Raw genomic sequence first — 24,765 nt, forward strand, 5'->3', positions numbered from 1 at the left:
TTAGTCAGCGACAACCAGATCTATTTCATGCTCGGCCAGCATATTCTGGATTTCGGATGACGGTCGGATGTCTGTGAAGAAAACATCAATCTTTTCAGATGAGTCCAGAGTAACCGGGCCACGTTTACCCAGTTTTTCTCCATCCGCCACCATAACACGGACCTGAGCGTTTCCGATAGCGATGCGGGCCAGATTGGCCTCTTGCAGATCATGCAACATGAACCCCAGTTCGGCGTTCACAGCTCCGGCAGAGAGTACGGCAAAACGAACGTTCAGCCGCCTGACCAAATCCTGTGCTTCAACGCCGAAGGCACCACCGTCATGAGGGCGCAGTTCCCCTCCCGCCATGTAGACCCGATTGTTGTTACGCGAGGCCAGTTCGTTGGCAACAAAGACGGAATTCGTAACCACAAACAGATCTTTATGTTCGCGCAAAGCGCGTGCCACATAGGCGGTGGTCGATCCGATGTCCAAAAAGACTGAATCCCCGTCGCTTATTATTTCCGCGACAGCCTTTGCAAGTTTTTCCTTTGCATCGACCTTCTTATCAAGACGGCTTTGCAAGGTGGGTTCCAAGACGTCCTCAACCAGATGAACCCCGCCGTGAACCTTTCGCACAATGTTGCGCTTTTCAAGGTTCCGTACGTTGCGCCGAATGGTTTCCAACGAAACCCCCAGCTCATTTGCCAAGTAGCTTACGCGGCAGGATCCGCCCGCCTGGAACAACGTCCTCAGGATCTCTTCTTCTCGCTGATTGGTGGTCGTCAGGTTCATGTGAGTGTGCTTTGCCGTGATCCTTTTGGGGTGCTCTAGGGCATAACACAAAACCCACAGAAAGCAACACAACTCGAATTCCCGGCAATCAGTTCAGCTAATTTTGTGGCTTAACGTGGTTTTTATTGACACAAAAGCCCACACTGTGTTCCTCTGCTGGCAATACCTCTGATTCACAAAAAAACCACGATAGGGAGAAGGTATAATGAAACTCAAAACAGGGCTTAGCGCGTTTGCTTTAGCGGTTGCCGGTGTAACATCGGCGGCCTGGGCTGTTGAATCGACCGACCCGATCAAACTGACCTTGCATGACTGGTCGGGGCAGTTGATCAACACCAAGATCATGGGCTCGATCCTGCAAGAAGCCGGATATAACGTAGAATATGTACAGGCCGACTACATCGCTCAGTTCGCGGGTTTGAAAACCGGCGACCTTCATCTGGCGATGGAAATCTGGGAAACAACCGGACGTGAGGCGCTGGATGAGGCGACCGCCACCGGCAATGTGGTCAATGCCGGCGAAACCGGTCTGATGGCGATCGAGGAATGGTGGTATCCGTCCTACATGAAAGATCGCTGCCCCGGCCTGCCCAATTGGGAGGCACTGAAGGACTGCGCAGAAGAATTCGCCACTGCCGAGACTGCGCCAAACGGGCGTTATGTTGGCGGTCCGGTGACCTGGGGTGGCTTTGACGAAGAGCGTGTCGAGGCATTGGAGCTTGAGTTTGAAGTCGTCCACGCAGGCACCGATGCGGCCCTGTTCGCAGAACTGGAATCTGCCTATCAGCGCGAAGACCCGATTATGTTGTGGGTCTATGTTCCTCACTGGGCGCCAGCAAAATACGATGGCGAGTTCGTGGAGTTCCCGCCGTTTTCGCCTGAATGCTACGCAGACCCGTCGGTCGGCGTGAACCCTGATCTGGCCTACGATTGCGGCAAGCCGCGTGGCCCGATCTGGAAGGCAGCCTGGTCCGGTTTGCAGGAAAAATGGCCGGGCGCATACGACATCATCGAAGCTTACACTATCAACAACGATGAGATGAGCGCCATGGTGGGCAAGGCCGATCTGGATGGAGTCGAGATTGACACCGTTGTCGCGGACTGGATGGAAACCAACAAGGACCGCTGGTCCGGCTGGATTTCCAAGTAATCCGCAATGGCCGGAGCGGTGACCCCGCTCTCCCCAACCGCTCCGGCTTTTTCCGCTTTTCAATCGGACACCCCAGATGACCCCCAAGACAAAACTGTCCTGCCGTAATGTGTGGAAACTTTACGGCCCCGGCGCCGAAACCCTGCTGCGACACAACTCCAACCCGTCAGCTGAGGACATCCGCAACGCGGGCGTCATCGGAGCTGTACGCAACGCAAATATCGAAATCGCCGAGGGAGAGATTTTCGTCATTATGGGCTTGTCCGGGTCGGGCAAATCCACTCTGGTCCGGTGTCTGTCGCGTTTGATCGAACCTACGGGAGGAGAGGTTCTGTTTGATGGCAGCGACTTGCTGCGCGCAAACGAAAAAGAACTGATCGAGATCCGACGTCACAAGATGGGGATGGTGTTTCAGCATTTCGCTTTGCTACCGCATCTGACCGTTTTGCAGAACGTGATGTTCCCTTTGACCATTCAGGCCACGCCCAAAGACGAGGCCGCCGCCAAGGCCAGTGAGGTGGTGGAACTGGTCGGTTTGAAAGGGCGCGAGGACTATTACCCGCGCGAGTTGTCCGGCGGCCAGCAACAAAGGGTAGGCATCGCGCGCTCGCTGGTGACCGAACCTGATCTGTGGTTTCTGGATGAACCGTTCTCGGCGCTCGATCCTTTGATCCGGCGTGAAATGCAGGACGAATTCCTGCGCCTTCAGGAACGGCTGCACAAGACCATCGTCTTCATCACCCATGACTTTGAAGAGGCCGTGCGCCTGGCCGACCGCATCGCCATCATGAAAGATGGTGAGGTGATCCAGATCGCCACCCCGGAAGAGCTGGTGATGAATCCGGCCACTGATTATGTCTCTGAATTCACAAAACATATCCCCCGCTCCAAGGTTCTGACCGTCGGCGGCGTCATGGCCCCCGGCGCCGCAGGTGAAGGAGAACCGATCCCTCAATCCGCCCGCGTTTCGGACGTGGCCGAACGGATCATCGCGGCAGATGCTCCGATCCCGGTTGTGGACGCGGACGGGCAGCCCGTGGGCGCGATTGACCGTAAGGCTATTGCGCATGTGCTGTTTGGCACAGGGGATGCAGCATGATCCGGCTGAACCGGACTCAGGCCATTGGGCTGGCGCTGGTTCTGATCACCATCGTGCTGGGCTATTATGGCCGCGATCTGGGCAAGGCGTTGGATGCGCGCTGGTTGACCAAGTTCCCGTCGGCATGGGTGATCCCGTTCAAGACCTATATCTCTTGGGCGATGACATGGCTGATCGAGGATGCCGCCATCGGGCCGGTGTCCTTCACCGATGTCACCCGCGCCATCGCGTGGCTGATCGAACAGCCCTATAATCTGGTGCTGGCCCTGCTGGCCGATGGGTTTGTCAGCGGTCAGGGCAATGACGCGCAGGTCATCCTGCCTGCGATTAGCTGGATCGTTGTGATTGCCGCCGTGATCGCCTTGGGTCAGTACTGCCGCGATTGGGCACTGGCCGCTTTGGTCGGGGCCTGTTTCATCTACCTGGCCGTCTTTGGGCAATGGGACAGCGCGATGGTGACGCTGGCCTCGGTCCTGATCGCGGTTCCTATTGGCGCGGGCGGAGGGCTGCTGCTGGGCATCCTCGCCTATCGCCACCCGCTGTTCGAAAAGATCATCTCGCCCGTTCTGGACCTGATGCAGACGATCCCGATCTTTGCCTATCTGGTGCCGATCCTGTTCATGTTCGGCTTCGGCCCGATCTCGGCTTTGGTGGCAACGATCATCTACGCCACGCCACCGATGGTGCGGATCACGACGCTGGCGCTGAAAGGCGTGGACCCAGAGGTCCTCGATTTCGGCCGCATGGCGGGCACGACGCAGCGGCAGTTGATGTGGCGCGTGCTGGTGCCCTCGGCCAGTCACAGCCTGATGGTGGGCGTCAATCAGGTGATCATGCTGACGCTGAACATGGTCATCATCGCCTCCATGATCGGGGCAGGGGGGCTGGGCTTTGACGTCCTCGCCGCGCTGCGCCGTCTGGATATCGGCGCAGGGTTCGAGGCCGGGATCGCCATCGTGGTGCTGGCAATCGCCGTCGATCGGCTGAGTCAGGCGTTCGCCGAGCGTATGGGGCAGGTGCATCACGAGGTTCCGGGCTCGTGGGTTGCCCGCCATCGCCGCACAGTTCTGGTGCTGATCCTGCTGGTGCTGACATGGGTGCTGGGCCAATTCTCGCCGCTGCTGCTGGAGTATCCCGAAGGCCAGACCATCACGACCGGCGCTTTCTGGGACAACACGGTCGAGTATCTTAACGTCAACTATTTCGACATGTTCGAGGCGATCAAGGTCTTCTTCCTCACGTGGTTCATGATTCCGATCAAGACGGTGCTGCTGGGTATCCCGTGGCCCTGGGCCATTGCGATGCTGACCCTGCTGGGCTGGCACGCGGGCGGCTGGCGGCTGGCGCTGCTGTGTGGCGGTATGGCCTCGCTGATCCTTGTATCGGGCCTGTGGTCCAAGGCGATGGTGACGGTCTACCTGTGCGGCGCGTCGGTCATTCTGGCCACCGTGATCGGAGTGCCTCTGGGCGTGCTGGCGGCGTTGAACAAACGCGCCGGCACGGTCATCAACCTGCTGATCGACACGCTGCAAACCCTGCCCAGCTTCGTCTATCTGATCCCGGTCGTGATGCTGTTCCGAGTTGGAGATTTCACCGCTCTGATCGCCATCGTACTGTATGCGCTGGCCCCGGCGGTGCGCTATGCCGCACACGGAGTGCGTTCCGTCAGCGAAGAACTGATCGAGGCCGGGCTGGTCTCGGGCTGTACCCGGTCGCAACTACTGCGCCACATTCGCTTGCCGATGGCGTTGCCGGAAATCCTTCTGGGCATCAATCAGACCATCATGCTGGCGCTGTCGATGCTGGTGATCACCGCGCTTGTTGGCACCCGTGATCTGGGGCAGGAGGTCTATATCGCCCTGACAAAAGCCGACACTGGCCGGGGGTTGGTCGCCGGTCTGTCCATCGCTTTCATCGCCATCATCGCCGACCGCCTGATCAATGCCAGCGCCCGTCAGGCCCGCATCCGCTTTGGACTGGAGAGTTGACATGAGCCAATCCGATCTGATGATCCGCATCCGCGATCTGCCGATCTGGCAGGGAGAGATTGAGGCCACCCCACTGACCGGCGGCATCACCAATGTGAACTACAAGGTCACGGATGGTGCCGGGTCATATGTGCTGCGCTTGGGCGATGACATCCCTCTGCATCAGGTGATGCGGTTCAACGAATTGGCCGCCAGCAAAGCTGCCCATGCCGCAGGGCTGTCGCCTGCGGTGGTACATTCCTCAGGCGATCTGACCGTGTTGGAGTTCATCGAAAGCCGCACGCTGACCGACGAAGACGTCCGCCACCCAGACATGCTGCCCCGCGTGCTGAAACTGGTGAAAGCCTGCCACACCGAGGTACCCAAGCACCTACGCGGGCCATCGTTGGTCTTCTGGGTCTTCCATGTCATCCGAGACTACGCCGCAACACTCACCGAACGCGGCAGCACCCATTCGGCGTTGATCCCCGATCTGGTCGACGCCAGCGCAATGCTGGAAAAGGAAGCCGGCCCCTACGACATGGTCTTCGGCCACAACGACCTGCTCTGCGGCAACTTTCTGGACGATGGCAAACGCCTGTGGCTGATCGATTTCGACTATGCTGGGTTCAACTCGCCGCTGTTCGATCTGGGCGGGCTCGCCTCGAACAATGGCCTGACACCCGAACAAGAAGACTGGATGCTGGAGACCTATTTCCAGACCCCCGTCACCGACGATCTACGCCATCGCTATACGGCGATGAAATGCGCCTCTCTGCTGCGCGAAACGATGTGGAGCATGGTGTCCGAGATCACCTCGGATATCGACTTTGACTATGCGGCCTACACGGCTGAAAACCTCGCGCGGTTTCGCGCGGCCCTTACCGATTTCAAAAATACCTGAGGACAGACATGACCGACCTTCCGACAACAGCCAAAGCCGTCATTATCGGCGGCGGGATCATCGGCTGCTCGACCGCGTATCACCTGGCCAAACTGGGCTGGACCGACACGGTGCTGCTGGAGCGCAAGAAGCTGACCTCGGGTACCACCTTCCATGCCGCCGGTCTGGTGGGGCAGTTGCGATCGAACGCCAATATCACGCAACTGCTGGGCTATTCGGTCGATCTGTATAACAAGATCGAAGAGGAAACCGGCCTCGGCACCGGTTGGAAAATGAACGGCGGCTTGCGGCTGGCCTGTAACGAGGAACGCTGGACCGAGGTCAAACGTCAGGCCACCACAGCGCATTCCTTTGGTCTGGACATGCAGCTTCTTACGCCCTCCGAGGCGCAGGAGCTGTGGCCGCTGATGGATGTCTCGGACGTGATCGGCGCGGCCTATCTGCCGACAGATGGTCAGGCAAACCCCTCGGACATCACGCAAGCGCTCGCCAAGGGAGCGCGCATAGCCGGGGCGAAGATTTTCGAGGACACCAAGGTCACCGATATCGAGATCGAAGATGGCAAGATCCGCGCCGTGATCACCGAACATGGCCGGATCGAATGCGAAAAGGTGATTTGTTGCGCCGGTCAGTGGACGCGCACCTTTGCTGGGCGTTTTGGGGTGAACGTGCCATTGGTGCCGATGGAGCATCAGTATATGGTCACCGAACCCTTTGATGTGCCCTCAAACCTACCGACCCTGCGCGACCCGGATCGTCTGACCTATTACAAGGAAGAGGTCGGCGGGCTGGTGATGGGAGGTTATGAGCCGAACCCGATCCCATGGGCGACCAAGGGTATTCCGCAGGGCTTCCACTACACGCTGCTGGACAGCAATTTCGACCATTTCGAACAGTTGATGGAACTGGCGCTGGGTCGTGTGCCAGCTTTGGAGAATGCGGGCGTCAAGACGCTGACAAATGGGCCAGAGAGCTTTACGCCCGATGGCAACTTCATCATCGGTGAAGCGCCCGAGTTGAATAACTTTTTCGTCGGCGCGGGCTTTAACGCATTTGGTATTGCCGCCGGGGGCGGCGCAGGTATGGCGTTGGCTGAATGGGTCCACAAGGGAGAACCTCCATTCGACCTATGGTCCGCCGATATCCGCCGCTTTGGCCGCCCACATTTCGACACCGACTGGGTCCGTACCCGCACAGTTGAGGCCTATGGCAAACACTACACAATGGGCTGGCCGTATGAGGAACATGACTCGGGCCGCCCCTGCCGGAAATCGCCGCTATACGACACGCTGAAAGATCAGGGCGCGTGCTTTGGTGAGAAACTGGGATGGGAACGCCCGAACTGGTATGCGGATAAGTCTCTGGGTGAGACTTCCAAGGATCAATACAGCTTTGGACGCCAGAATTGGTTCAACGCCGTTGGTCGCGAGCATAAGGCCGCGCGTGAGGCTGCGGTACTGTTCGACCAGACTTCGTTTGCCAAATTCGCCCTCAAAGGCCCGGATGCGCTGGCGGCGATGAACTGGATCTGCGCCAATGACGTGGACAAGCCGGTGGGCGCGCTGACCTATACCCAGATGCTGAACGAAAAGGGCGGGATCGAATGTGACCTGACCGTGGGTCGCGTGGCGCATGATGAGTTCTACATTGTCACCGGCACCGGCTTTGCCACGCATGATTTCGACTGGATCAGCCGCAATATCCCCGAAGGAATGAACTGCCAGCTTTTCGACATCACCTCATCCAACGCTGTGCTATCCCTGATGGGCCCGAAAGCGCGGGATATTCTGGCAGCCGTGACGCGCGATTATGTTTCGAATGACGGGTTCAAATTCGGCACCATTCGCACCATTGGTATCGCCGGGTGCCCGGTCAAAGCCTTGCGCGTAACCTATGTGGGCGAACTGGGCTGGGAACTGCACCTGCCGGTGGAATATGCCCAGACCGTTTACACCGCGCTTTTGGAGGCGGGCCAGCCCCATGGTCTTGTAAACGCGGGCTATCGCGCCATTGAATCGCTGCGGCTGGAAAAGGGCTATCGCGCCTGGGGTTCGGATATCGGGCCGGACCATACGCCGTTCGAAAGCGGGCTGGGCTGGGCTGTGAAGCTGCGCAAAGATATCAAATTCAAGGGCCGCGCCGCGTCCGAGAAACAAAGGGCTGAAGGTGTCAAAAAAATGCTGGCCTGTTTCACCGTCGACCCGGATGTGGTTCTGCTGGGGCGCGAGACGATCTACCGCGATGGTCAACGGGTGGGCTGGCTGACCTCGGGTGGATTTGGCTACACGGTGGGCAGGTCCATCGGTTATGGTTACGTCCGCAACCCAGATGGCGTCGACGCCGATTTTGTCAATTCCGGCACGTATGAGTTGGAGGTTGCGACCCAGCGCGTCCCTTGCGAGGTCACTCTAGAACCGCTCTACGACCCGAAAATGGAACGGGTCAAAGCGTGACGTTGCTGGATGAGGGGCAGAAGATGTCAGACACGATGGCGCTTGAGGGCCATGCCAGGGCTATCGCCGAAATCGCCTCAGCCACATCGATGCGCCATTTTCGGGGGCAATTGGGTGTCGAATTCAAAGAAGACGAAAGCCCGGTCACGCAAGCCGACAAGAACGTTGAAAAGGAAGTCCGTGCTTATCTGGCCCAACATTTCCCCGATCACGGCGTGTTCGGGGAGGAAGCGGGCAAAGATCTTGGGGACGGACGTCATATGTGGGTCATCGACCCCATCGATGGCACCCGATCCTTTCTTTCCGGGCATCCTTTGTTCGGGTTTCTTCTGGCGCATTTGATCGATGGGCAAACACAGCTGGGTGTCGTGGGTATGCCTGCCCTGAACGAGGTCTTTGTCGGCATAACCGGTAAAGGCGCAACGCTGAATGATCAGCCCATCCACGTTTCAGACAAGACAAGCTTGGATCGGTCGATCCTTTATGTGAATGAGGGCGACAAGATCTTTCACGATCACCCTGTGGTCTTTTCAAGGCTGATGCGGGCTGGGCAGACGCGCCGCTTTGCCTATGATTGCTACCCTCATGCGTTGCTGGCTGCGGGTCACGTTGATGCCGTGGTGGATTATGATCTGCAACCCTATGACTTTCTGGCGCTTTGCCCGCTTATCGAGGCCGCAGGCGGGGTAATGACCGATTGGAGCGGGAACGCTTTGACACTGACATCGGATGGTGCAGTTATATCTGCTGCAACGCCTGAGTTGCATGCAGAGCTTCTTGGCTTATTGAACGCGTGAAGCGGTCAGCCGGTATGTAATGTGAACGGAGTTTCGATGGACCAATTACCTGTTGAAATCCTGAACCCGGATGGGGCCGGGCGCGTTGTACTTTTGTGCGAACATGCCAGTGCCCGTATTCCAGATGAGTATAACGGGCTCAGCTTATCAGATGCGGATCGGCTGAGTCATGCTGCCTGGGATCCCGGCGCTCGCGACCTGACACTTTTGCTGTCTCAGGCGCTGGATGCACCTATTGTCGCTTCGACCGTGTCCAGGCTGGTATACGATTGCAACCGCCCGCCCGAAGCTGCCAGTGCGATGCCTGAAAAATCCGAGTGGATTGAAGTCCCGGGAAATGTCGGTCTCAGTCAGCAAGATCGGGACGCGCGCACGGCTGCAATCTACGATCCGTTCTGCGCGGCTGTTGCCAAAGTTCTGGACGGTCGGGGGCCCGATACGGTGGTGGTTACGGTGCATTCCTTTACGCCTGTCTATTTTGGTCAACCGCGTGCAGTCGAGCTTGGGTTGCTGCATGATGAAGACAGCCGGCTTGTGGATGCCATGCTGACTCATGTTGATCAGATCTCAGGCCGTAACATCGCGCGAAACGAGCCGTATGGCCCGCAGGATGGTGTGACCCATTCCCTGCGTCTGCACGCGATCAGCCGGAGTCTGGCCAATGTCATGATCGAAGTGCGCAATGATCTGTTGCGCTCGGATGAACAGGTCGCCACGGTGGCGGATGAGATACTGGCGCTGCTTCGGCCCGCCATGCAGGAAATCAAGGAGGATGCATCGTGACCGCAACTCTTACGTTTGAACACCTCAAGACGCAGGTTGCCGAGGGTGAGGTGGACACCGTTCTGGTCTGCATCGTGGACATGCAGGGCCGCCTGATGGGCAAACGGTTCCATGCAGGTCATTTTGTGGCGAGCGCATGGGAAGAAACCCATTGCTGCAACTATTTGCTGGCCACTGATCTGGAGATGGGAACGCCTGATGGCTATGCCTCGACCAGTTGGGAAGGGGGGTATGGCGATTACGTCATGAAGCCGGACCTGAGCACACTGCGACCGGTGCCATGGCTTGAAGGCACGGCAATGGTGATGTGCGATGTGCTGGATCATCATACGCATGAAGAGGTGCCGCATGCGCCGCGCTCGATCCTGAAACGCCAGGTGAAGCGTCTGAAGGCCATGGGCTATGACGCGATGTGTGCGACTGAGCTGGAGTTTTTCCTGTTCGAGAAGAGCTTTGATGCGATCCGCAAAGATGGGTTCCGCGATCTGGAACCGATTTCGGGGTATAACGAGGACTATCACATCCTGCAGACCACCAAGGAAGAGCATGTAATGCGCCCGATCCGCAATCACCTGTGGGATGCGGGCATACCGGTCGAGAACTCGAAAGGTGAAGCCGAGACCGGGCAGGAAGAGCTGAACATCAAATATGCGCCGGCGATGGAGACGGCCGAGTATCACTCGATCGCTAAGAACGCGGTGAAGGAGATCGCCTGGCAACATGGTCATGCGGCGACCTTCCTGCCGAAGTGGCATCATGACAAGGTAGGCAGTTCGTCCCATGTGCATCAATCGCTGTGGGCCGATGGCCAGCCTGCGTTTTATGACGCGGAAGATGAGCTGGGCATGTCGGCGCTGATGAAAAGCTACATGGCCGGGCTGCTGAAATACGCCGCCGATTACACGTACTTCATGGCGCCTTACATCAATAGCTACAAGCGGTTCATGAAGGGCACCTTTGCGCCGACGCGGATCATCTGGTCGGTGGACAACCGTACGGCGGGCTTTCGTTTGTGTGGGGATGGCACCAAAGCTGTGCGGGTGGAATGCCGTATTCCGGGCTCGGATATGAACCCCTATCTGGCGATGGCCGGGATGCTGGCGGCCGGTATCGCGGGCATTGAAGAAGGGCTTGAGTTACAGCCCGCCGCCACGGGCGATGTTTATAAGGGCGACACAGGCATGATCCCCGGCAACCTGCGCGCAGCGCGGGATGCGTTGCATGGCTCAGAGATGTTGCGGGCGGCCATAGGGGATGAGGTGGTTGATCACTATGCGCGCGCGGCTGAGGTTGAGATCGAAGAGTTCGAGCGCGTGGTGACGGATTGGGAAGTTGCCCGTGGGTTTGAGCGGGCTTGAGGCGTAGGGAGCGAGGGGCCAGCCCCTCGCGCTCCCCGGGATATTTATGGCCAGATGAAGCAGGGATCCTGCTCTCTTTAGAGATGGAGTGACTATGGGGCAGATGTTGCAATGTGTCTCGCCGATCGATGGATCGGTTTTTGCGGAACGAGAGGTTTTGTCTCGGGATGCGGCGTTTGAGGTGGTGGCGCGGTCGCGGGCGGCGCAGGCTGACTGGGCGAAGCGGCCGTTGCAGGAGCGCATTGATCTTGTGATGGCGGGTGTGGCCGCAATTGGCGCAATGAATGATGAGATCGTGCCGGAACTGGCGCATATGATGGGCCGTCCGGTGCGCTATGGCGGTGAGTTCGGCGGGTTCAACGAGCGCGCCAGTTATATGGCGGAGATTGCCGAGACGTCTCTGGCCGATATTGCGGTGGGGGAGGACGAAACCTTCAGGCGTTATATCAAGCGTATTCCGCATGGTGTGGTCTTTGTGGTGGCGCCGTGGAACTACCCTTACATGACGGCGATCAACACGGTGGCACCGGCGCTGATCGCGGGCAATACGGTGATCCTGAAACATGCCACCCAGACCCTGCTGGTGGGGGAGCGCATGGTGCAGGCTTTCCATACAGCTGGCGTGCCAGAGGACGTGTTCCAAAACGTGTTCCTGAGCCATGACATCACCAATGACCTGATCGCGGGCAACGCGTTCGATTTTGTGAACTTCACCGGTTCGGTCGGCGGCGGGCAGGCGATGGAGCGCGCGGCGGCGGGCACCTTTACCGGGGTCGGCACCGAGTTGGGCGGCAAGGACCCCGGCTATGTCATGGACGATGCCGATCTGGATGCGGCGGTCGATACGCTGATCGACGGGGCGATGTTCAACGCAGGCCAGTGCTGCTGCGGGATCGAGCGGATCTATGTACATGAAAGCCTTTATGACGACTTCGTCGCCAAGGCGGTGGAGATCGTGAAGGGCTATAAGCTGGGCAATCCACTGGAGGCTGAGACCACCATGGGGCCGATGGCCAATGTGCGCTTTGCCGAGGAGGTGCGGGCGCAGATTGCCGAGGCGGTTGCGGCAGGTGCGATGGCGCATATCGGCACCTTCCCCGAGGATGACGGCGGCGCCTATCTGACGCCGCAGATCCTGACCAATGTGACCCACGATATGCGGGTGATGCGGGATGAGAGCTTTGGCCCAGTGGTGGGCATCATGAAAGCGTCTTCGGATGACGAAGCCATCGCACTGATGAATGACAGCGAATTTGGTCTGACCGCATCTCTCTGGACCCGCGATGTGGACCGGGCCATGCGGGTGGGTGACCAGATCGAGACTGGCACCGTGTTCATGAACCGGGCCGATTATCTGGACCCGGGACTATGCTGGACCGGCTGCAAAAACACCGGGCGGGGCGGCGGATTGTCTGTCATCGGATATCACAACCTGACCCGCCCCAAATCCTACCATCTGAAGAAGGTAACATCATGAGCCTTGTTGGAAACTGGTCCTATCCGACCGCAATCAAGTTTGGCGCAGGCCGCATCAGGGAACTGCCCGAGGCCTGTGCGGCGGCGGGGATGAAACGCCCTCTGCTGGTCACCGACAAGGGATTGGCCGATTTGCCGATCACCCAGGCCACGCTGGACATCATGGAGGCTGCGGGTCTGGGTCGGGGTCTGTTTGCGGACGTGGACCCGAACCCGAATGAAAAGAACCTCGATGCCGGGGTGGCGGCCTATAACGCGGGCGGCCATGACGGAGTGATCGCATTTGGCGGTGGCTCGGGCCTGGATTTGGGCAAGATGGTCGCCTTCATGGCCGGGCAGACGCGGCCGGTTTGGGATTTCGAGGATATTGGAGACTGGTGGACCCGCGCCGATGCGGATGTGATCGCGCCGATCATCGCTGTGCCTACCACCGCGGGGACAGGCTCGGAGGTTGGCCGCGCCAGCGTCATCACCAATTCCGAAACTCATGCCAAGAAGATTATCTTCCATCCCAAAGTTCTGCCAACCGTGGTGATCTGCGATCCGGAGCTGACCGTTGGAATGCCCAAGTTTATCACCGCCGGCACGGGCCTTGACGCCTTTGCACATTGTGTCGAGGCCTATTCCAGCCCGCATTACCACCCGATGTCTCAGGGCATCGCCCTGGAAGGCATGCGGCTGGTCATGGAGTATCTGCCGCGCGCCTATGCTGACGGCACCGATATCGAGGCGCGCGCCCAAATGATGAGCGCAGCGGCCATGGGCGCGACGGCTTTCCAAAAGGGGCTTGGTGCGATCCACGCCATGAGTCACCCGATCGGGGCGGTGTTCAACACACATCACGGCACGACAAACGCAGTCTGCATGCCTACGGTGCTGGAATTCAACGCGCCCGCCATTGCCGACCGGTTCCAGTCAGCCGCCGCCTATCTGGACATCGAAGGTGGGTTCGACGGGTTCCGGGCATTCGTTCAGCAGTTCAACGACTCGTTGGGTATTCCGCGCAAGTTGTCCGATCTGGGCGTAACCGAAGCTGCGGTCCCCCAACTGGTACAAGGGGCGATCATTGATCCCTCTTGCGGCGGAAACCCGATCGAACTGACAGAGGACAATCTGGCGCCGCTTTTCAAAGCTGCCTTGTAACAAAAGCCGGGTTCGGCAATCGGTGCCAGACCCAGCCTTTATGTCAACTAGCTGGTTAACCGGGTGCGAGTGACATCACTCCAAAGACACCCACAAGACCTGTGCATCCTCATCACTAGTTGAAATACAACCGTGACCCATACCGCTGTCATAGTATAGAGAGTCTCCGGCCTTCATTGGAAGCGGACGATAGTGCTCGGAGACGAAGGTCAACTCGCCGCTCAGCACATACATGAATTCTTCACCCGAATGCCGGATCCAGTTCTCATATTCTGAGATGTCACGCGCCTTGATCGTTGCGATGTAGGGCAACATGCGCTTGCTGGTGAGCTCGGTGCATAGCAATTCATGCAGGTAGGTGGGCGTGTCTCTCAGCTCTCCCTGACCTTTGGGTGTGTAATCGCGCCGCCCTGTAATCCCGGTCTGCCCGGTTTGCAGAAACAATTGTGGCGTGTTCATATCCAGCGCCTGAGTCAGGCGTCGAACGATGTCAAAGCTTGGCTTGGTCTGGTTGTTCTCGATCTTTGACAATGTCGAACGCCCGATGCCGGCAGCACGGCCAGCTTCCTCTAATGTCCAACCTTTTGCGCGACGTGCATCGCGAATGGATCGGCCCAGTGCTGCGCCATCGTCTTGATCTTCCTGTCCGGAAACGATGCTCTGGTTCTCTTCGCTCAAATGGAATCCCCCTGTTTCAGGAAAGGTTACAAATTCCCTTTTCAGCATGCAACGTCACATTTTAAACAAATATGTTGCCATATGGGGATAAATTCCACTATAGGAAACACAGTTTCGAACTGAGGATTCGATACCGGAGGAAAAGACTATGTTCAAAACATCGCTTAGTGAGGCCGATCCGATCATCGCAGCATCGATTGCGCGGGAAGGCACACGTCAAGCCGAGCAGATCGAACTGATCGCATCTGAAAACATTGTCTCTCAGGCCGTGATTGACGCGCAAGGGTCGGTTCTCACCAATAAATACGCCGAAGGGTATCCCGGTCGTCGCTACTATGGCGGGTGCGAATACGTTGATGAGGTTGAGGTGGAAGCCATTGAACGGCTCAAAAAGCTGTTTGGGTGCGAATACGCAAACGTACAACCGCATTCAGGAGCTCAGGCCAACGGAGCAGTCAAGCTGGCATTGCTCAGCCCCGGCGACACGATCCTTGGTATGTCGCTGGATGCTGGCGGCCACCTGACCCATGGCGCTAAACCCGCACAGTCCGGAAAGTGGTTCCGCCCAATTCAGTATGGTCTGACCGATGCCGGGCTGATTGACTACGATCAGGTTGAGGAACTGGCCAAGGCTGAAAAGCCTAAATTGATCATCGCCGGTGCGTCGGCCTATTCGCAGATCATCGACTTTGCCCGCTTCCGCGCCATCGCGGACGAGGTTGGCGCTTGGTTGCTGGCTGATATGGCGCATATCGCTGGTCTGGTTGCGACCGGACTGCACCCCTCTCCGGTGGGGCATGCGCACGTCATCACATCGACCACTCATAAGACCCTGCGCGGCCCGCGCGGCGGGATCATCCTGACGAATGATGAAGCCTTGGCCAAAAAGATGAATTCGGCAGTATTCCCGGGTTTGCAAGGCGGTCCGCTGATGCATGTGATCGCGGCAAAGGCCGTCGCCTTTGGCGAGGCACTGAAGCCCGAGTTCAAGGAATACATGCAACGCGTGGTCGACAGCGCATCGGCGCTGGCCGGGGTCATGATGTCGCGTGGTTGTGACATTGTTTCAGGCGGGACCGAGAACCACCTGATGCTGGTCGATCTGCGCCCAATTGGGGTGACAGGCAAAGATGCCGAGGCAGCGCTAGAGCGTGCAGGCTTTACCTGCAACAAGAACAGCGTGCCGGGCGACCCCGAGAAACCCACGGTTACAAGCGGTATCCGCCTTGGCACCGCCGCCGGGTGCAGCCGTGGCTTTGGGCCGGAAGAGTTCAAACAGATCGGGAACCTGATCGGTGACGTCCTGGATGCGCTGGCAAAATCGCCCGAGGGTGATGCGGCAGTCGAGAAAGAAACCCGCAAAAAAGTTGCGGCGCTCTGCTCAAGCCATCCGATTTACTAAGAGAAGACCCAATGAGTACCTACGACCTTATTGTCATCGGTGGCGGGCCCGGCGGCTATGTCGCTGCAATCCGCGCGGCGCAGTTGGGCATGAAAGTGGCCTGTGTTGAGGGACGTGGGGCGCTGGGTGGAACCTGTCTGAATGTGGGGTGCATCCCCTCCAAAGCGTTGCTGACCTCCTCGGCCAAATATGCCGAACTTGCTCATCTCTCCTCCCACGGTATTGCGGTCGAGGGGGCCAGCATTGATGTGCCTGCAATGATGGGGCGCAAGGAGAAGATCGTCGGCGATTTGACCAAGGGCATCGCTTTTTTGTTCAAGAAGAACGGCGTTGATCTGATCGAGGGCTGGGCCAGTATTCCCGCCGCCGGGCAGGTCAAAGTGGGTGATGAGGTTCACGAGGCCAAGAATATTCTGATTGCCACCGGGTCCGAGCCGACCTCGCTGCCGGGGATTGAGATTGATGAACAGGACATCCTCAGCTCGACCGGCGCGATTGCACTGGACTCTGTGCCAGAGCATCTGGTCGTGATCGGCGCAGGTGTAATCGGCCTGGAACTGGGTCAGGTCTGGGCACGGTTGGGCGCAAAAGTCACTGTGGTCGAATATCTGGACCGCATCTTGCCCGGCATTGATGGCGAGATTGCCAAACTGGCGCAGCGGGCACTGTCCAAGCGCGGGCTGAAATTTCAGCTGGGACGGGCACTGAAGTCGGTCGAGAAAACCGAAGCCGGCCTGACCCTGACTGTTGATCGCGTCGGCAAGGACAAAGAAGAAGTGATCGAGGCCGACAAGGTCCTGATCGCCGTCGGCCGCCGTCCGGTCACGCGCGGGCTAGGCCTTGAAGACCTCGGCGTTGCTGAGAACCCGCGTGGCTTCATCGAGGTGGATGCCACGTTCCAGACCTCGGTTCCCGGTGTTTATGCCATCGGCGACTGCGTACCCGGCCCGATGCTTGCACATAAGGCCGAAGAAGATGGCGTCGCCTGTGTCGAGATGCTGGCCGGGCAGGGCGGACATGTCGACTACGACACCGTACCCGGCGTCGTGTACACTGATCCCGAAGTCGCCTCGGTCGGTCAAACCGAGGAGGCGTTGAAAGAGGCCGGGGTAGAGTATTCGGTTGGCAAGTTCGCCTTCATGGCAAACTCGCGCGCCCGCTCGACCGGTGAAACCGACGGTGCGGTCAAGGTTCTGGCTGATCCGAACGGCAAAATCCTCGGCGCGCATATCTGCGGTGCCCATGGCGGCGATCTGATCGCCGAGCTGGTTCTGGCCATGACCAAAGGTGCTACCGTCGCCGAAGTCGCAGCCACCTGCCACGCGCACCCGGCCATGGGAGAGGCGGTCAAAGAAGCCTGTCTTGACGCCATGGGCCGCGCAATTCACGCGTAAGGGGGAACCAGCCAGATGACCATCCAGCTTAGACCACGCCACCCTGAAAAGGCCAAGAAGGCTGACAGTGTCATCCCGCGCAAGCCCAAGTGGATTCGGAAGAAAAAGGGCGATAGCGCCGAGTACTACGAAACCCGTCGCCTGATGCGAGAGCATAATCTGGCGACCGTCTGCGAAGAGGCTGCCTGCCCCAATATTGGCGAGTGTTGGTCCAAACGCCATGCGACCATGATGATCATGGGCGAGGTCTGCACGCGCGGCTGTTCCTTCTGCAACGTCGCCACCGGTCGCCCCGACGCGCTGGATGCGTTCGAGCCGGGTCGGGTTGCGGCAGCGGTCAAGAAACTGGGCCTGCGTCATGTGGTGATCACCTCGGTGGATCGAGATGATCTGGCCGATGGCGGGGCCGAACATATCGCCCAGACCATCCGCGCCGTGCGCCATCAGAACCCTGGCACAACGGTCGAGGTTCTGACCCCTGATTTTCTGGGCAAAGGCAATGCAGCAGACATCGTATACGAGGCCGCGCCGGACGTGTTCAACCACAACCTGGAGACCGTCCCGCATCTGTACCCGACGGTCCGCCCCGGTGCGCGCTATTACACATCGCTGCGACTTTTGGACGACGCCAAGCGCGCCAATCCAGAAATTTTCACCAAATCCGGCCTGATGGTCGGCCTTGGCGAAAGCCTGAACGACGTAAGGCAGGTGATGGATGACCTGCGCGCGGCGCAAGTCGATTTTCTGACGGTTGGGCAATACCTGCAACCGACCCCGAAACACCATCCAATCGACCGGTTCTGGTCACCGGAGGAGTTCGCCCAACTGGAACAGATCGCACGTTCCAAGGGCTTTCTGCACGTGTCGGCAACCCCGCTGACCCGTTCATCGTTCCACGCGGACGAAGACTTCGCTGCTCTCAAGCAAGCCCGGCAACGGGCTATCGCGAACAGGGCATAACCAAACGCAAATGGGAGGGATACCATGGAAGCGTTAAATTCAATCGTAGGGGCCATCAATGGCGTCGTGTGGGGGCCGCTGATGCTGGTTCTCATCCTTGGCGTCGGCTTCTTCCTGCAGGTGGGGCTGAAATTCATGCCGATCCTGCGCATTGGCACGGGCTTCAGCCTGCTGTTCAAAGGCCGTGAGGGTCAGGGCGAAGGGCAGATCAGCCCGTTCAACGCGCTGATGACCTCGCTGTCGGCGACCATCGGTACCGGCAACATTGCCGGTGTGGCCACTGCTGTCTTCCTGGGCGGTCCGGGCGCTTTGTTCTGGATGTGGATGACCGCCCTGGTGGGCATGGCCACCAAATACGCCGAAGCTGTCTGTGCGGTGAAATACCGCGAAAAAGACGAGCTGGGCAACTATGTCGGCGGCCCGATGTACTACATCAAGAATGGCCTCGGCGCGAAATGGGCCTGGCTGGGTGTTGCATTCGCCCTGTTCGGCGCAATCGCAGCCTTTGGCATCGGCAACGGCGTGCAGGCCAACGGCGTGGCACAAGTTCTGGAATCGAACTTCGGCGTGAACACCTCGGTCACCGGTGTTGTTCTGATGGTCCTGACCGCAGCAGTTATTTTGGGTGGCATCACCCGCATCGGTGCGGTTGCCGGTAAACTGGTTCCGTTCATGGCGATTGCTTACATCATCGCCGGTCTGCTGGTTCTGCTGATCAACATCGGCAATATCGGCCACGCGCTGTCGCTGGTCTTCACCTACGCCTTCACCCCGTCTGCTGCCGAAGGTGGTTTCGCGGGTGCAGCCGTCTGGGCCGCCATCCGCTTTGGTGTGGCACGTGGCGTGTTCTCGAACGAAGCCGGTCTGGGTTCGGCTCCCATTGCACACGCAGCGGCCGAGACCAAAGGGCCGGTCAACCAAGGCCTGATCGCGATGCTGGGTACGTTCATCGACACCATCATCGTCTGCTCGATCACCGGTCTGGCGATCATCTCGTCGGGCGCATGGACATCGGGTGAATCGGGCGCGGCTTTGACCTCGCTGGCCTTCGCAAACTCGCTGCCGGGCGGTGGTCACCTGATCGCAATCGCTCTGTCGATCTTTGCCTTCACCACCATCCTGGGCTGGTCGTTCTACGGCGAGAAATGCGTCGAGTTCCTGCTGGGCGTTAAATCCCTGATGCCCTACCGCGTGCTGTGGATCATCGCGATCTACTTCGGAGCGACTGCGGATCTGGGCTTCATCTGGCTGCTGGCGGATACGCTGAACGCCATGATGGCGATCCCGAACCTGATCGCCCTGGCCCTGCTGAGCCCGATCGTCTTCAAACTGACGAAAGAGTTCTTCGCCTCGGGTGGACAGTCCGAAGAGCCCGGCGGCAAGCCTGCCGAATAGGTTCGAACCTGACAAATGCGGGGGGCCATCCCGGCCCCCCGGTTTTGAAACAGAATTCCCTATCTTGAGGAGAGACGTGATGGCCACGAAAATCCTGCTGCCCATTGACCATACCGACGAACGCTCGTGGAAAAACGCCTTGCCGCTCGCATTGGAGCAGGCCAAGTTCTACGGGGCCGAACTGCACGCGGTTGCCGTCATCCCCGAGATCATCCAGTTGCCGAACCTGCCCGCCAACTACGGCGCAGGCGCCAAAGATCACGTGCGGGGTGCGGTTCAGACCATTCTGGATCACGGCAATGCCTCCGACGTGCCGGTGCATGTAGAAGAAGGCAGCGTTTACCGGGAAATCCTGAAACTGGCCTATAAGGAAGGTTTCGATCTGATCGTCATGGCATCGACCAAGGGCGACTTCCCGAATTACGAAATTGGCCCGAACCTGTCACGTGTCGTGCGCAACGCACACTGCACGGTTATGGTTGTTCGCGACCAATCCCGCTGATTGAAAGGTTAGAAAGATGACCGCGATTAAACGCACGCCTCTCCACGCATTGCACGTTGAGTTAGGAGGAAAGCTGGTTGATTTTGCTGGTTGGGAGATGCCTGTACAGTATCCTTTGGGGATTATGGGGGAGCATAAGCAGTGTCGTGAGAAGGCGGCGTTGTTTGATGTGTCTCATATGGGTCAGGTGATTTTGCGGGGCGAGAATGTGGGGGAGAAGCTGGAAGCTTTGTGCCCGCAGGCCTATGCGACGCTGAAAGAGGGCAAGGCGCGGTACGGGTTCTTTACCAACGCGGACGGCGGGATCATGGATGATTTGATCGTGTCGAATGCGGGGGATCACTATTTTGTGGTGGTGAACGCGGCGCTGCGGCATCAGGACATTCCGCATATGGAAGCGAACCTCGAAGGTGTCGAAGTGACCGAGATCTTCGACCGGGCTCTGGTGGCTGTGCAAGGTCCCGCAGCGGAAAACGTCGTCGGCGAACTCTGCCCTGCGGCGCGGGATCTGAAGTTCATGGAAACCACCGTGGCGGATATCAACGGCGTTGAATGCCGTATCTCGCGTCTGGGCTATACCGGCGAGGATGGCTATGAGATCTCGATCCCCGAGGACAAGGCGATCGAGATCAGCAAGGCCTTCCTGGCCCATGAGGACTGTGAACCAGCGGGTCTGGGCGCGCGCGACAGCCTGCGGCTGGAGGCGGGTCTGTGTCTCTATGGCAATGACATTGACCAGAGCACCTCACCGATCGAGGCCTCGCTGGGCTGGGCGATCCAGAAACGCCGCAAGGAAGAAGGCGGTTTTCCGGGCGCGGATCGCGTGCAAAAGGAACTGGCCGAGGGCCCCGCACGCAAGCTGGTGGGCATCAAGCCCGAAGGTCGCGCCCCGGCGCGTCAGGGTGTGGAAGTGCAATGTACCAATGGCAACACCATCGGTCAGATCACCTCGGGCAGCTTTGGCCCCACGGTGGGTGGCCCGGTGGCGATGGGCTATGTGAGCAAAGGCCATGGCGAGCCGGGCGAGAAGGTGAACCTGATCATCCGGGGCAAGGCGCAACCGGCGCAGATCGTGGCGCTGCCCTTCGTCAAACAGAATTACAAGCGTTGAAGTCAGGAGAGAGACAACATGGCAACCTATTATTCCGAAGAGCATGAATGGCTGACCGTTGAGGGCGACACCGCCACGCTGGGCATCACCAAACATGCCGCCGAGCAGTTGGGCGAAGTGGTCTTTGTCGAGCAGCAGGAAGCGGGCGACGAGTTCGAAAAGGGTGGCGAGATCGGCGTGATCGAATCCGTCAAGGCAGCCTCGGAACTTTATGCCCCGGTCGATGGCGAGATTACGGAAGTCAACGAAGCGCTGGCCGACAATCCCGGCGCGCTGAACGAAGATCCCGAAGGCGAGGCCTGGATCTACAAGATCAAGATTGCGGACGCGGCGCAGCTGGACGACCTGATGGACGAAGCCGCCTACAAAGCCTTCATCGGCTAACCACATTCGGAGCCCCGCCTTTGGGGCTCCCCCCGCTTCATCAGGGGCTTCCGATTGGGGCTCCGCCCGTTCGGGCCTGAATCTGTCCCCCGGACAGATTCAGGGACGGCCCTCACCCCCCGCCGGAGGCATCTGCCTGCCCGGTCGGACCTGACCTATTCGACAGGAGCGCAACACATGGCCTTCAAACTGACCGATTACGAAGCCTATGACTTCGCCAACCGCCGCCACATCGGCCCGTCGCCCACCGAGATGCGCGACATGCTCAAGGTGATCGGCTTCAAGACGCTGGACGAGCTGATCGACGCCACCGTCCCGCCTGCGATCCGGCAGAAAGAGCCGCTGGACTGGGGTCCGGCGATGACCGAGCGCGACGCGCTGTTCCACATGAAAGAGGTGGCGAGCAAGAACACCGTTCTGACCTCGCTGATCGGTCAGGGCTATTACGGCACCACAACGCCCGCGCCGATCCTGCGCAACATTCTGGAAAACCCGGCCTGGTATACCGCCTACACGCCGTACCAGCCCGAGATCAGCCAGGGCCGTCTTGAGGCGCTGCTGAACTTCCAGACCATGGTCAGCGACCTGACCGGGCTGGACGTGGCCAACGCGTCCTTGCTGGACGAAGCCACAGCCGCGGCGGAGGCGATGGCGATGGCCAAGCGCGGCGGGCGGTCCAAGGCCAACAACGCGGCCTTCTTTGTCGATAAGAACTGCCACCCGCAGACCATCGCGGTCATTAAAACCCGCGCCGAGCCTCTGGGCATCGACGTGCAGGTGGGTGACCCCGACAGCCTTGAGGCCGGTGCCGTCTTTGGTGCGATCTTCCAATATCCCGGCACCCACGGTCACGTGCGCGACTTCACATCGGAAATCGCCGCGCTGCATGAACACAAAGCCATCGCCATCGTCGCCGCCGACATCCTGTCGCTGGCGCTGCTGAAATCCCCCGGCGAGATGGGCGCGGATATCGCCATCGGTTCGACCCAGCGCTTTGGCGTGCCGATGGGCTATGGCGGGCCCCATGCTGCCTATATGGCAACCACCGACAAGCTGAAGCGCTCGATGCCGGGCCGGATCATCGGTGTCAGCATCGACAGCCGTGGCAACAAGGCCTACCGCCTGTCGCTGCAAACCCGCGAGCAGCATATCCGGCGTGAAAAAGCCAACTCGAATGTTTGCACCGCGCAGGCGCTGCTGGCGGTCATTGCCTCGATGTATGCGGTTTATCACGGTCCCGACGGCATCAAGGCCATCGCGCAATCGGTGCACCGCAAGACCTCGCGCCTGGCGGCTGGTCTGGAAGAGGCGGGCTTTGCCGTTGAGCCGGAAGTGTTCTTCGACACCATCACGGTTGAGGTTGGCCACCTGCAAAAAACGGTGATGGAGGCCGCCGTGGCGCGCGGTGTGAACCTGCGCAAGGTCGGCGATACACGCGTGGGCATCAGCCTGGACGAACAGACCCGGCCCGAGACCATCGAGGCCGTCTGGGGTGCCTTCGGCATTGACCGCACCGATGACAGCTCGAACGTGGCCTATCGCCTGCCGGATTACGCACTGCGCGAAAGCGAATACCTGACCCACCCGATCTTCCATCAGAACCGGGCCGAGGCTGAGATCACCCGCTATATGCGCCGTCTGGCCGACCGCGACCTGGCACTGGACCGGGCGATGATCCCGCTGGGGTCCTGCACCATGAAGCTGAACGCCACGATCGAGATGATCCCGGTCACCTGGCCCGAGTTCGGCAATCTGCACCCGTTCTGCCCCGAAGATCAGGCGCAGGGCTATCATGAGATGATCGCCGACCTGAACGACAAGCTGTGCCAGATCACCGGCTATGACGCGATCAGCCAGCAGCCCAACTCGGGCGCGCAGGGGGAATATGCGGGCCTGCTGACCATCCGCAACTACCACTTTGCCCGCGGCGAAGGGCAGCGGAACGTCTGCCTGATCCCGACCTCGGCGCATGGCACCAACCCGGCCTCGGCGCAGATGGTGGGCTGGCAGGTTGTGCCGGTTCTGGCGGATGAAAACGGCAATATCGACCTCGCGGACTTCCGCGCCAAGGCGGAAAAGCACTCGGATCATCTGGCCGCCTGCATGATCACCTATCCGTCCACCCATGGCGTCTTTGAGACCACCGTGCAGGAGGTCTGCCAGATCACCCATGACCATGGCGGTCAGGTCTATATCGACGGGGCCAACATGAATGCCATGGTCGGTCTGTCGCGTCCGGGAGACATTGGCGGCGATGTCAGCCACCTGAACCTGCACAAGACCTTCTGCATCCCCCATGGCGGCGGCGGCCCCGGCATGGGTCCGATCGGCGTCAAGGCGCATCTGACCGAACACCTGCCCGGCCACCCGGAATACGGCACCGCCGTGGGTCCGGTCTCGGCGGCACCCTTTGGCTCGCCGTCCATTCTGCCGGTCTCATGGGCCTACGTGCTGCTGATGGGCGGTGCAGGTCTGACGCAGGCGACCAAAGTGGCGATCCTGAACGCCAACTACATCGCGGCGCGTCTGAAAGACGCCTATCCGATCCTCTACACGTCCGAGACGGGCCGCGTGGCGCATGAATGCATCCTCGACACCAGACCGCTGGACGCCGAGGCGCATGTCAGCGTCGACGATGTGGCCAAGCGCCTGATCGATTCAGGCTTCCACGCGCCGACCATGTCCTGGCCGGTGGCGGGCACTCTGATGGTCGAGCCCACCGAGTCCGAGCCCATGGCGGAACTCGACCGCTTCTGCGATGCCATGCTCTCGATCCGATCCGAGGCGCAGGACATCATCGACGGCAAGATCGACGCGGAAAACAACCCGCTGAAAAACGCCCCCCACACGGTGCGCGATCTGGTCGGCGACTGGGACCGGCCCTACACCCGAGAACAGGCCTGCTTCCCTCCGGGCTCCATGGGCGTCGACAAATACTGGTCCCCCGTCAACCGCGTCGACAACGCATATGGCGACAGAAACCTCATCTGCACATGCCCCCCAATGGACGCATACCAAGACGCAGCCGAGTAAAA

20 protein-coding genes are annotated in these 24,765 nt (G+C 59.4%); 18 read left to right on the plus strand and 2 right to left on the minus strand.

Translation table 11 applies throughout. From position 1 onward, the window contains the following. On the minus strand, nucleotides 1-774 hold the full coding sequence (locus tag ACP0GE_RS03025) for a DeoR/GlpR family DNA-binding transcription regulator (protein ID WP_424830524.1): 774 nt from the start codon (nucleotides 772-774) through the stop codon (nucleotides 1-3). 205 nt (nucleotides 775-979) lie between these two features. Here ACP0GE_RS03025 and ACP0GE_RS03030 point away from each other — a divergent pair, with 205 nt between their 5' ends. From ACP0GE_RS03030 to ACP0GE_RS03075, 10 genes are all read left to right on the plus strand, one after another. Continuing rightward, entirely contained in the window at nucleotides 980-1,924 is a 945-nt protein-coding gene (locus ACP0GE_RS03030; protein WP_424830525.1) for an ABC transporter substrate-binding protein, read from the plus strand. 76 nt (nucleotides 1,925-2,000) lie between these two features. Then, complete coding sequence (locus ACP0GE_RS03035) at nucleotides 2,001-3,023, plus strand: quaternary amine ABC transporter ATP-binding protein (RefSeq protein WP_424830526.1); 1,023 nt, start codon at nucleotides 2,001-2,003, stop codon at nucleotides 3,021-3,023. Continuing rightward, complete coding sequence (locus ACP0GE_RS03040; RefSeq protein ID WP_424830527.1) at nucleotides 3,020-5,011, plus strand: ABC transporter permease; 1,992 nt, start codon at nucleotides 3,020-3,022, stop codon at nucleotides 5,009-5,011. The genes ACP0GE_RS03035 and ACP0GE_RS03040 overlap by 4 nt, the downstream gene beginning before the upstream one ends. Before the next feature lies 1 nt (nucleotide 5,012). After that, nucleotides 5,013-5,894 carry a phosphotransferase gene (locus ACP0GE_RS03045; RefSeq protein WP_424830528.1) on the plus strand — a complete coding sequence of 294 codons (882 nt, stop codon included), beginning with the start codon at nucleotides 5,013-5,015 and terminating at the stop codon, nucleotides 5,892-5,894. Between the two features lie 8 nt (nucleotides 5,895-5,902). Continuing rightward, the gene (locus ACP0GE_RS03050) at nucleotides 5,903-8,347 is read left to right on the plus strand and encodes a GcvT family protein (protein WP_424830529.1); all 2,445 of its coding nucleotides are present in this window, start codon (nucleotides 5,903-5,905) and stop codon (nucleotides 8,345-8,347) included. 23 nt (nucleotides 8,348-8,370) lie between these two features. Next, complete coding sequence (locus tag ACP0GE_RS03055; protein WP_424830530.1) at nucleotides 8,371-9,144, plus strand: inositol monophosphatase family protein; 774 nt, start codon at nucleotides 8,371-8,373, stop codon at nucleotides 9,142-9,144. Nucleotides 9,145-9,180: 36 nt separating this feature from the next. Beyond that, nucleotides 9,181-9,927 carry an N-formylglutamate amidohydrolase gene (locus tag ACP0GE_RS03060; protein ID WP_424830531.1) on the plus strand — a complete coding sequence of 249 codons (747 nt, stop codon included), beginning with the start codon at nucleotides 9,181-9,183 and terminating at the stop codon, nucleotides 9,925-9,927. Next, complete coding sequence (locus tag ACP0GE_RS03065; protein ID WP_424830532.1) at nucleotides 9,924-11,285, plus strand: glutamine synthetase family protein; 1,362 nt, start codon at nucleotides 9,924-9,926, stop codon at nucleotides 11,283-11,285. The genes ACP0GE_RS03060 and ACP0GE_RS03065 overlap by 4 nt, the downstream gene beginning before the upstream one ends. A gap of 94 nt (nucleotides 11,286-11,379) precedes the next feature. After that, entirely contained in the window at nucleotides 11,380-12,762 is a 1,383-nt protein-coding gene (locus ACP0GE_RS03070) for an aldehyde dehydrogenase family protein (RefSeq protein WP_424830533.1), read from the plus strand. Next, nucleotides 12,759-13,904, plus strand: coding sequence for an iron-containing alcohol dehydrogenase (locus ACP0GE_RS03075; RefSeq protein WP_424830534.1), 1,146 nt, complete (start codon nucleotides 12,759-12,761; stop codon nucleotides 13,902-13,904). Before ACP0GE_RS03070 ends, ACP0GE_RS03075 begins: the two co-directional genes overlap by 4 nt. A 75-nt stretch (nucleotides 13,905-13,979) precedes the next feature. Here the strand turns inward: ACP0GE_RS03075 and ACP0GE_RS03080 are convergent, their stop codons facing one another. Beyond that, complete coding sequence (locus ACP0GE_RS03080; protein ID WP_424830535.1) at nucleotides 13,980-14,582, minus strand: helix-turn-helix domain-containing protein; 603 nt, start codon at nucleotides 14,580-14,582, stop codon at nucleotides 13,980-13,982. A 148-nt stretch (nucleotides 14,583-14,730) separates the two neighbouring features. On the opposite strand from ACP0GE_RS03080, the gene glyA reads away from it, so the two are divergent. From glyA to gcvP, 8 genes are all read left to right on the plus strand, one after another. Beyond that, complete coding sequence (gene glyA, locus ACP0GE_RS03085) at nucleotides 14,731-15,984, plus strand: serine hydroxymethyltransferase (protein WP_424830536.1); 1,254 nt, start codon at nucleotides 14,731-14,733, stop codon at nucleotides 15,982-15,984. Between the two features lie 11 nt (nucleotides 15,985-15,995). Next, complete coding sequence (gene lpdA, locus ACP0GE_RS03090) at nucleotides 15,996-17,378, plus strand: dihydrolipoyl dehydrogenase (protein ID WP_424830537.1); 1,383 nt, start codon at nucleotides 15,996-15,998, stop codon at nucleotides 17,376-17,378. A 15-nt stretch (nucleotides 17,379-17,393) separates the two neighbouring features. After that, nucleotides 17,394-18,338: a lipoyl synthase gene (gene lipA, locus ACP0GE_RS03095; RefSeq protein ID WP_424830538.1), complete on the plus strand. Its 945-nt coding sequence runs from the start codon at nucleotides 17,394-17,396 to the stop codon at nucleotides 18,336-18,338. Nucleotides 18,339-18,362: 24 nt separating this feature from the next. Continuing rightward, nucleotides 18,363-19,733, plus strand: coding sequence for an alanine/glycine:cation symporter family protein (locus ACP0GE_RS03100; RefSeq protein WP_424830539.1), 1,371 nt, complete (start codon nucleotides 18,363-18,365; stop codon nucleotides 19,731-19,733). Between the two features lie 79 nt (nucleotides 19,734-19,812). Further along, nucleotides 19,813-20,235, plus strand: a complete 423-nt coding sequence (locus ACP0GE_RS03105) for a universal stress protein (protein WP_424830540.1) — start codon at nucleotides 19,813-19,815, stop codon at nucleotides 20,233-20,235. Between the two features lie 16 nt (nucleotides 20,236-20,251). After that, nucleotides 20,252-21,346, plus strand: coding sequence for a glycine cleavage system aminomethyltransferase GcvT (gcvT, locus tag ACP0GE_RS03110; RefSeq protein WP_424830541.1), 1,095 nt, complete (start codon nucleotides 20,252-20,254; stop codon nucleotides 21,344-21,346). An 18-nt stretch (nucleotides 21,347-21,364) separates the two neighbouring features. After that, nucleotides 21,365-21,730, plus strand: coding sequence for a glycine cleavage system protein GcvH (gcvH, locus tag ACP0GE_RS03115; protein WP_424830542.1), 366 nt, complete (start codon nucleotides 21,365-21,367; stop codon nucleotides 21,728-21,730). Between the two features lie 177 nt (nucleotides 21,731-21,907). Beyond that, nucleotides 21,908-24,763, plus strand: coding sequence for an aminomethyl-transferring glycine dehydrogenase (gcvP, locus tag ACP0GE_RS03120; protein WP_424830543.1), 2,856 nt, complete (start codon nucleotides 21,908-21,910; stop codon nucleotides 24,761-24,763). Nucleotides 24,764-24,765: the final 2 nt, after the last annotated feature.

It is taken from the genome of Ruegeria sp. (genome assembly GCF_965243365.1).
Taxonomy (GTDB): Bacteria; Pseudomonadota; Alphaproteobacteria; order Rhodobacterales; family Rhodobacteraceae; genus Ruegeria.

What these genes read in the sequence shown, in the direction of transcription:
- ACP0GE_RS03025 (WP_424830524.1), bottom strand. Translation starts at nt 774, where the DNA reads ATGAACCTGACGACCACCAATCAGCGAGAAGAAGAGATCCTGAGGACG.
- ACP0GE_RS03030 (WP_424830525.1), top strand. Translation starts at nt 980, where the DNA reads ATGAAACTCAAAACAGGGCTTAGCGCGTTTGCTTTAGCGGTTGCCGGT.
- ACP0GE_RS03035 (WP_424830526.1), top strand. Translation starts at nt 2,001, where the DNA reads ATGACCCCCAAGACAAAACTGTCCTGCCGTAATGTGTGGAAACTTTAC.
- ACP0GE_RS03040 (WP_424830527.1), top strand. Translation starts at nt 3,020, where the DNA reads ATGATCCGGCTGAACCGGACTCAGGCCATTGGGCTGGCGCTGGTTCTG.
- ACP0GE_RS03045 (WP_424830528.1), top strand. Translation starts at nt 5,013, where the DNA reads ATGAGCCAATCCGATCTGATGATCCGCATCCGCGATCTGCCGATCTGG.
- ACP0GE_RS03050 (WP_424830529.1), top strand. Translation starts at nt 5,903, where the DNA reads ATGACCGACCTTCCGACAACAGCCAAAGCCGTCATTATCGGCGGCGGG.
- ACP0GE_RS03055 (WP_424830530.1), top strand. Translation starts at nt 8,371, where the DNA reads ATGTCAGACACGATGGCGCTTGAGGGCCATGCCAGGGCTATCGCCGAA.
- ACP0GE_RS03060 (WP_424830531.1), top strand. Translation starts at nt 9,181, where the DNA reads ATGGACCAATTACCTGTTGAAATCCTGAACCCGGATGGGGCCGGGCGC.
- ACP0GE_RS03070 (WP_424830533.1), top strand. Translation starts at nt 11,380, where the DNA reads ATGGGGCAGATGTTGCAATGTGTCTCGCCGATCGATGGATCGGTTTTT.
- ACP0GE_RS03075 (WP_424830534.1), top strand. Translation starts at nt 12,759, where the DNA reads ATGAGCCTTGTTGGAAACTGGTCCTATCCGACCGCAATCAAGTTTGGC.
- glyA (WP_424830536.1), top strand. Translation starts at nt 14,731, where the DNA reads ATGTTCAAAACATCGCTTAGTGAGGCCGATCCGATCATCGCAGCATCG.
- lpdA (WP_424830537.1), top strand. Translation starts at nt 15,996, where the DNA reads ATGAGTACCTACGACCTTATTGTCATCGGTGGCGGGCCCGGCGGCTAT.
- lipA (WP_424830538.1), top strand. Translation starts at nt 17,394, where the DNA reads ATGACCATCCAGCTTAGACCACGCCACCCTGAAAAGGCCAAGAAGGCT.
- ACP0GE_RS03100 (WP_424830539.1), top strand. Translation starts at nt 18,363, where the DNA reads ATGGAAGCGTTAAATTCAATCGTAGGGGCCATCAATGGCGTCGTGTGG.
- ACP0GE_RS03105 (WP_424830540.1), top strand. Translation starts at nt 19,813, where the DNA reads ATGGCCACGAAAATCCTGCTGCCCATTGACCATACCGACGAACGCTCG.
- gcvT (WP_424830541.1), top strand. Translation starts at nt 20,252, where the DNA reads ATGACCGCGATTAAACGCACGCCTCTCCACGCATTGCACGTTGAGTTA.
- gcvH (WP_424830542.1), top strand. Translation starts at nt 21,365, where the DNA reads ATGGCAACCTATTATTCCGAAGAGCATGAATGGCTGACCGTTGAGGGC.
- gcvP (WP_424830543.1), top strand. Translation starts at nt 21,908, where the DNA reads ATGGCCTTCAAACTGACCGATTACGAAGCCTATGACTTCGCCAACCGC.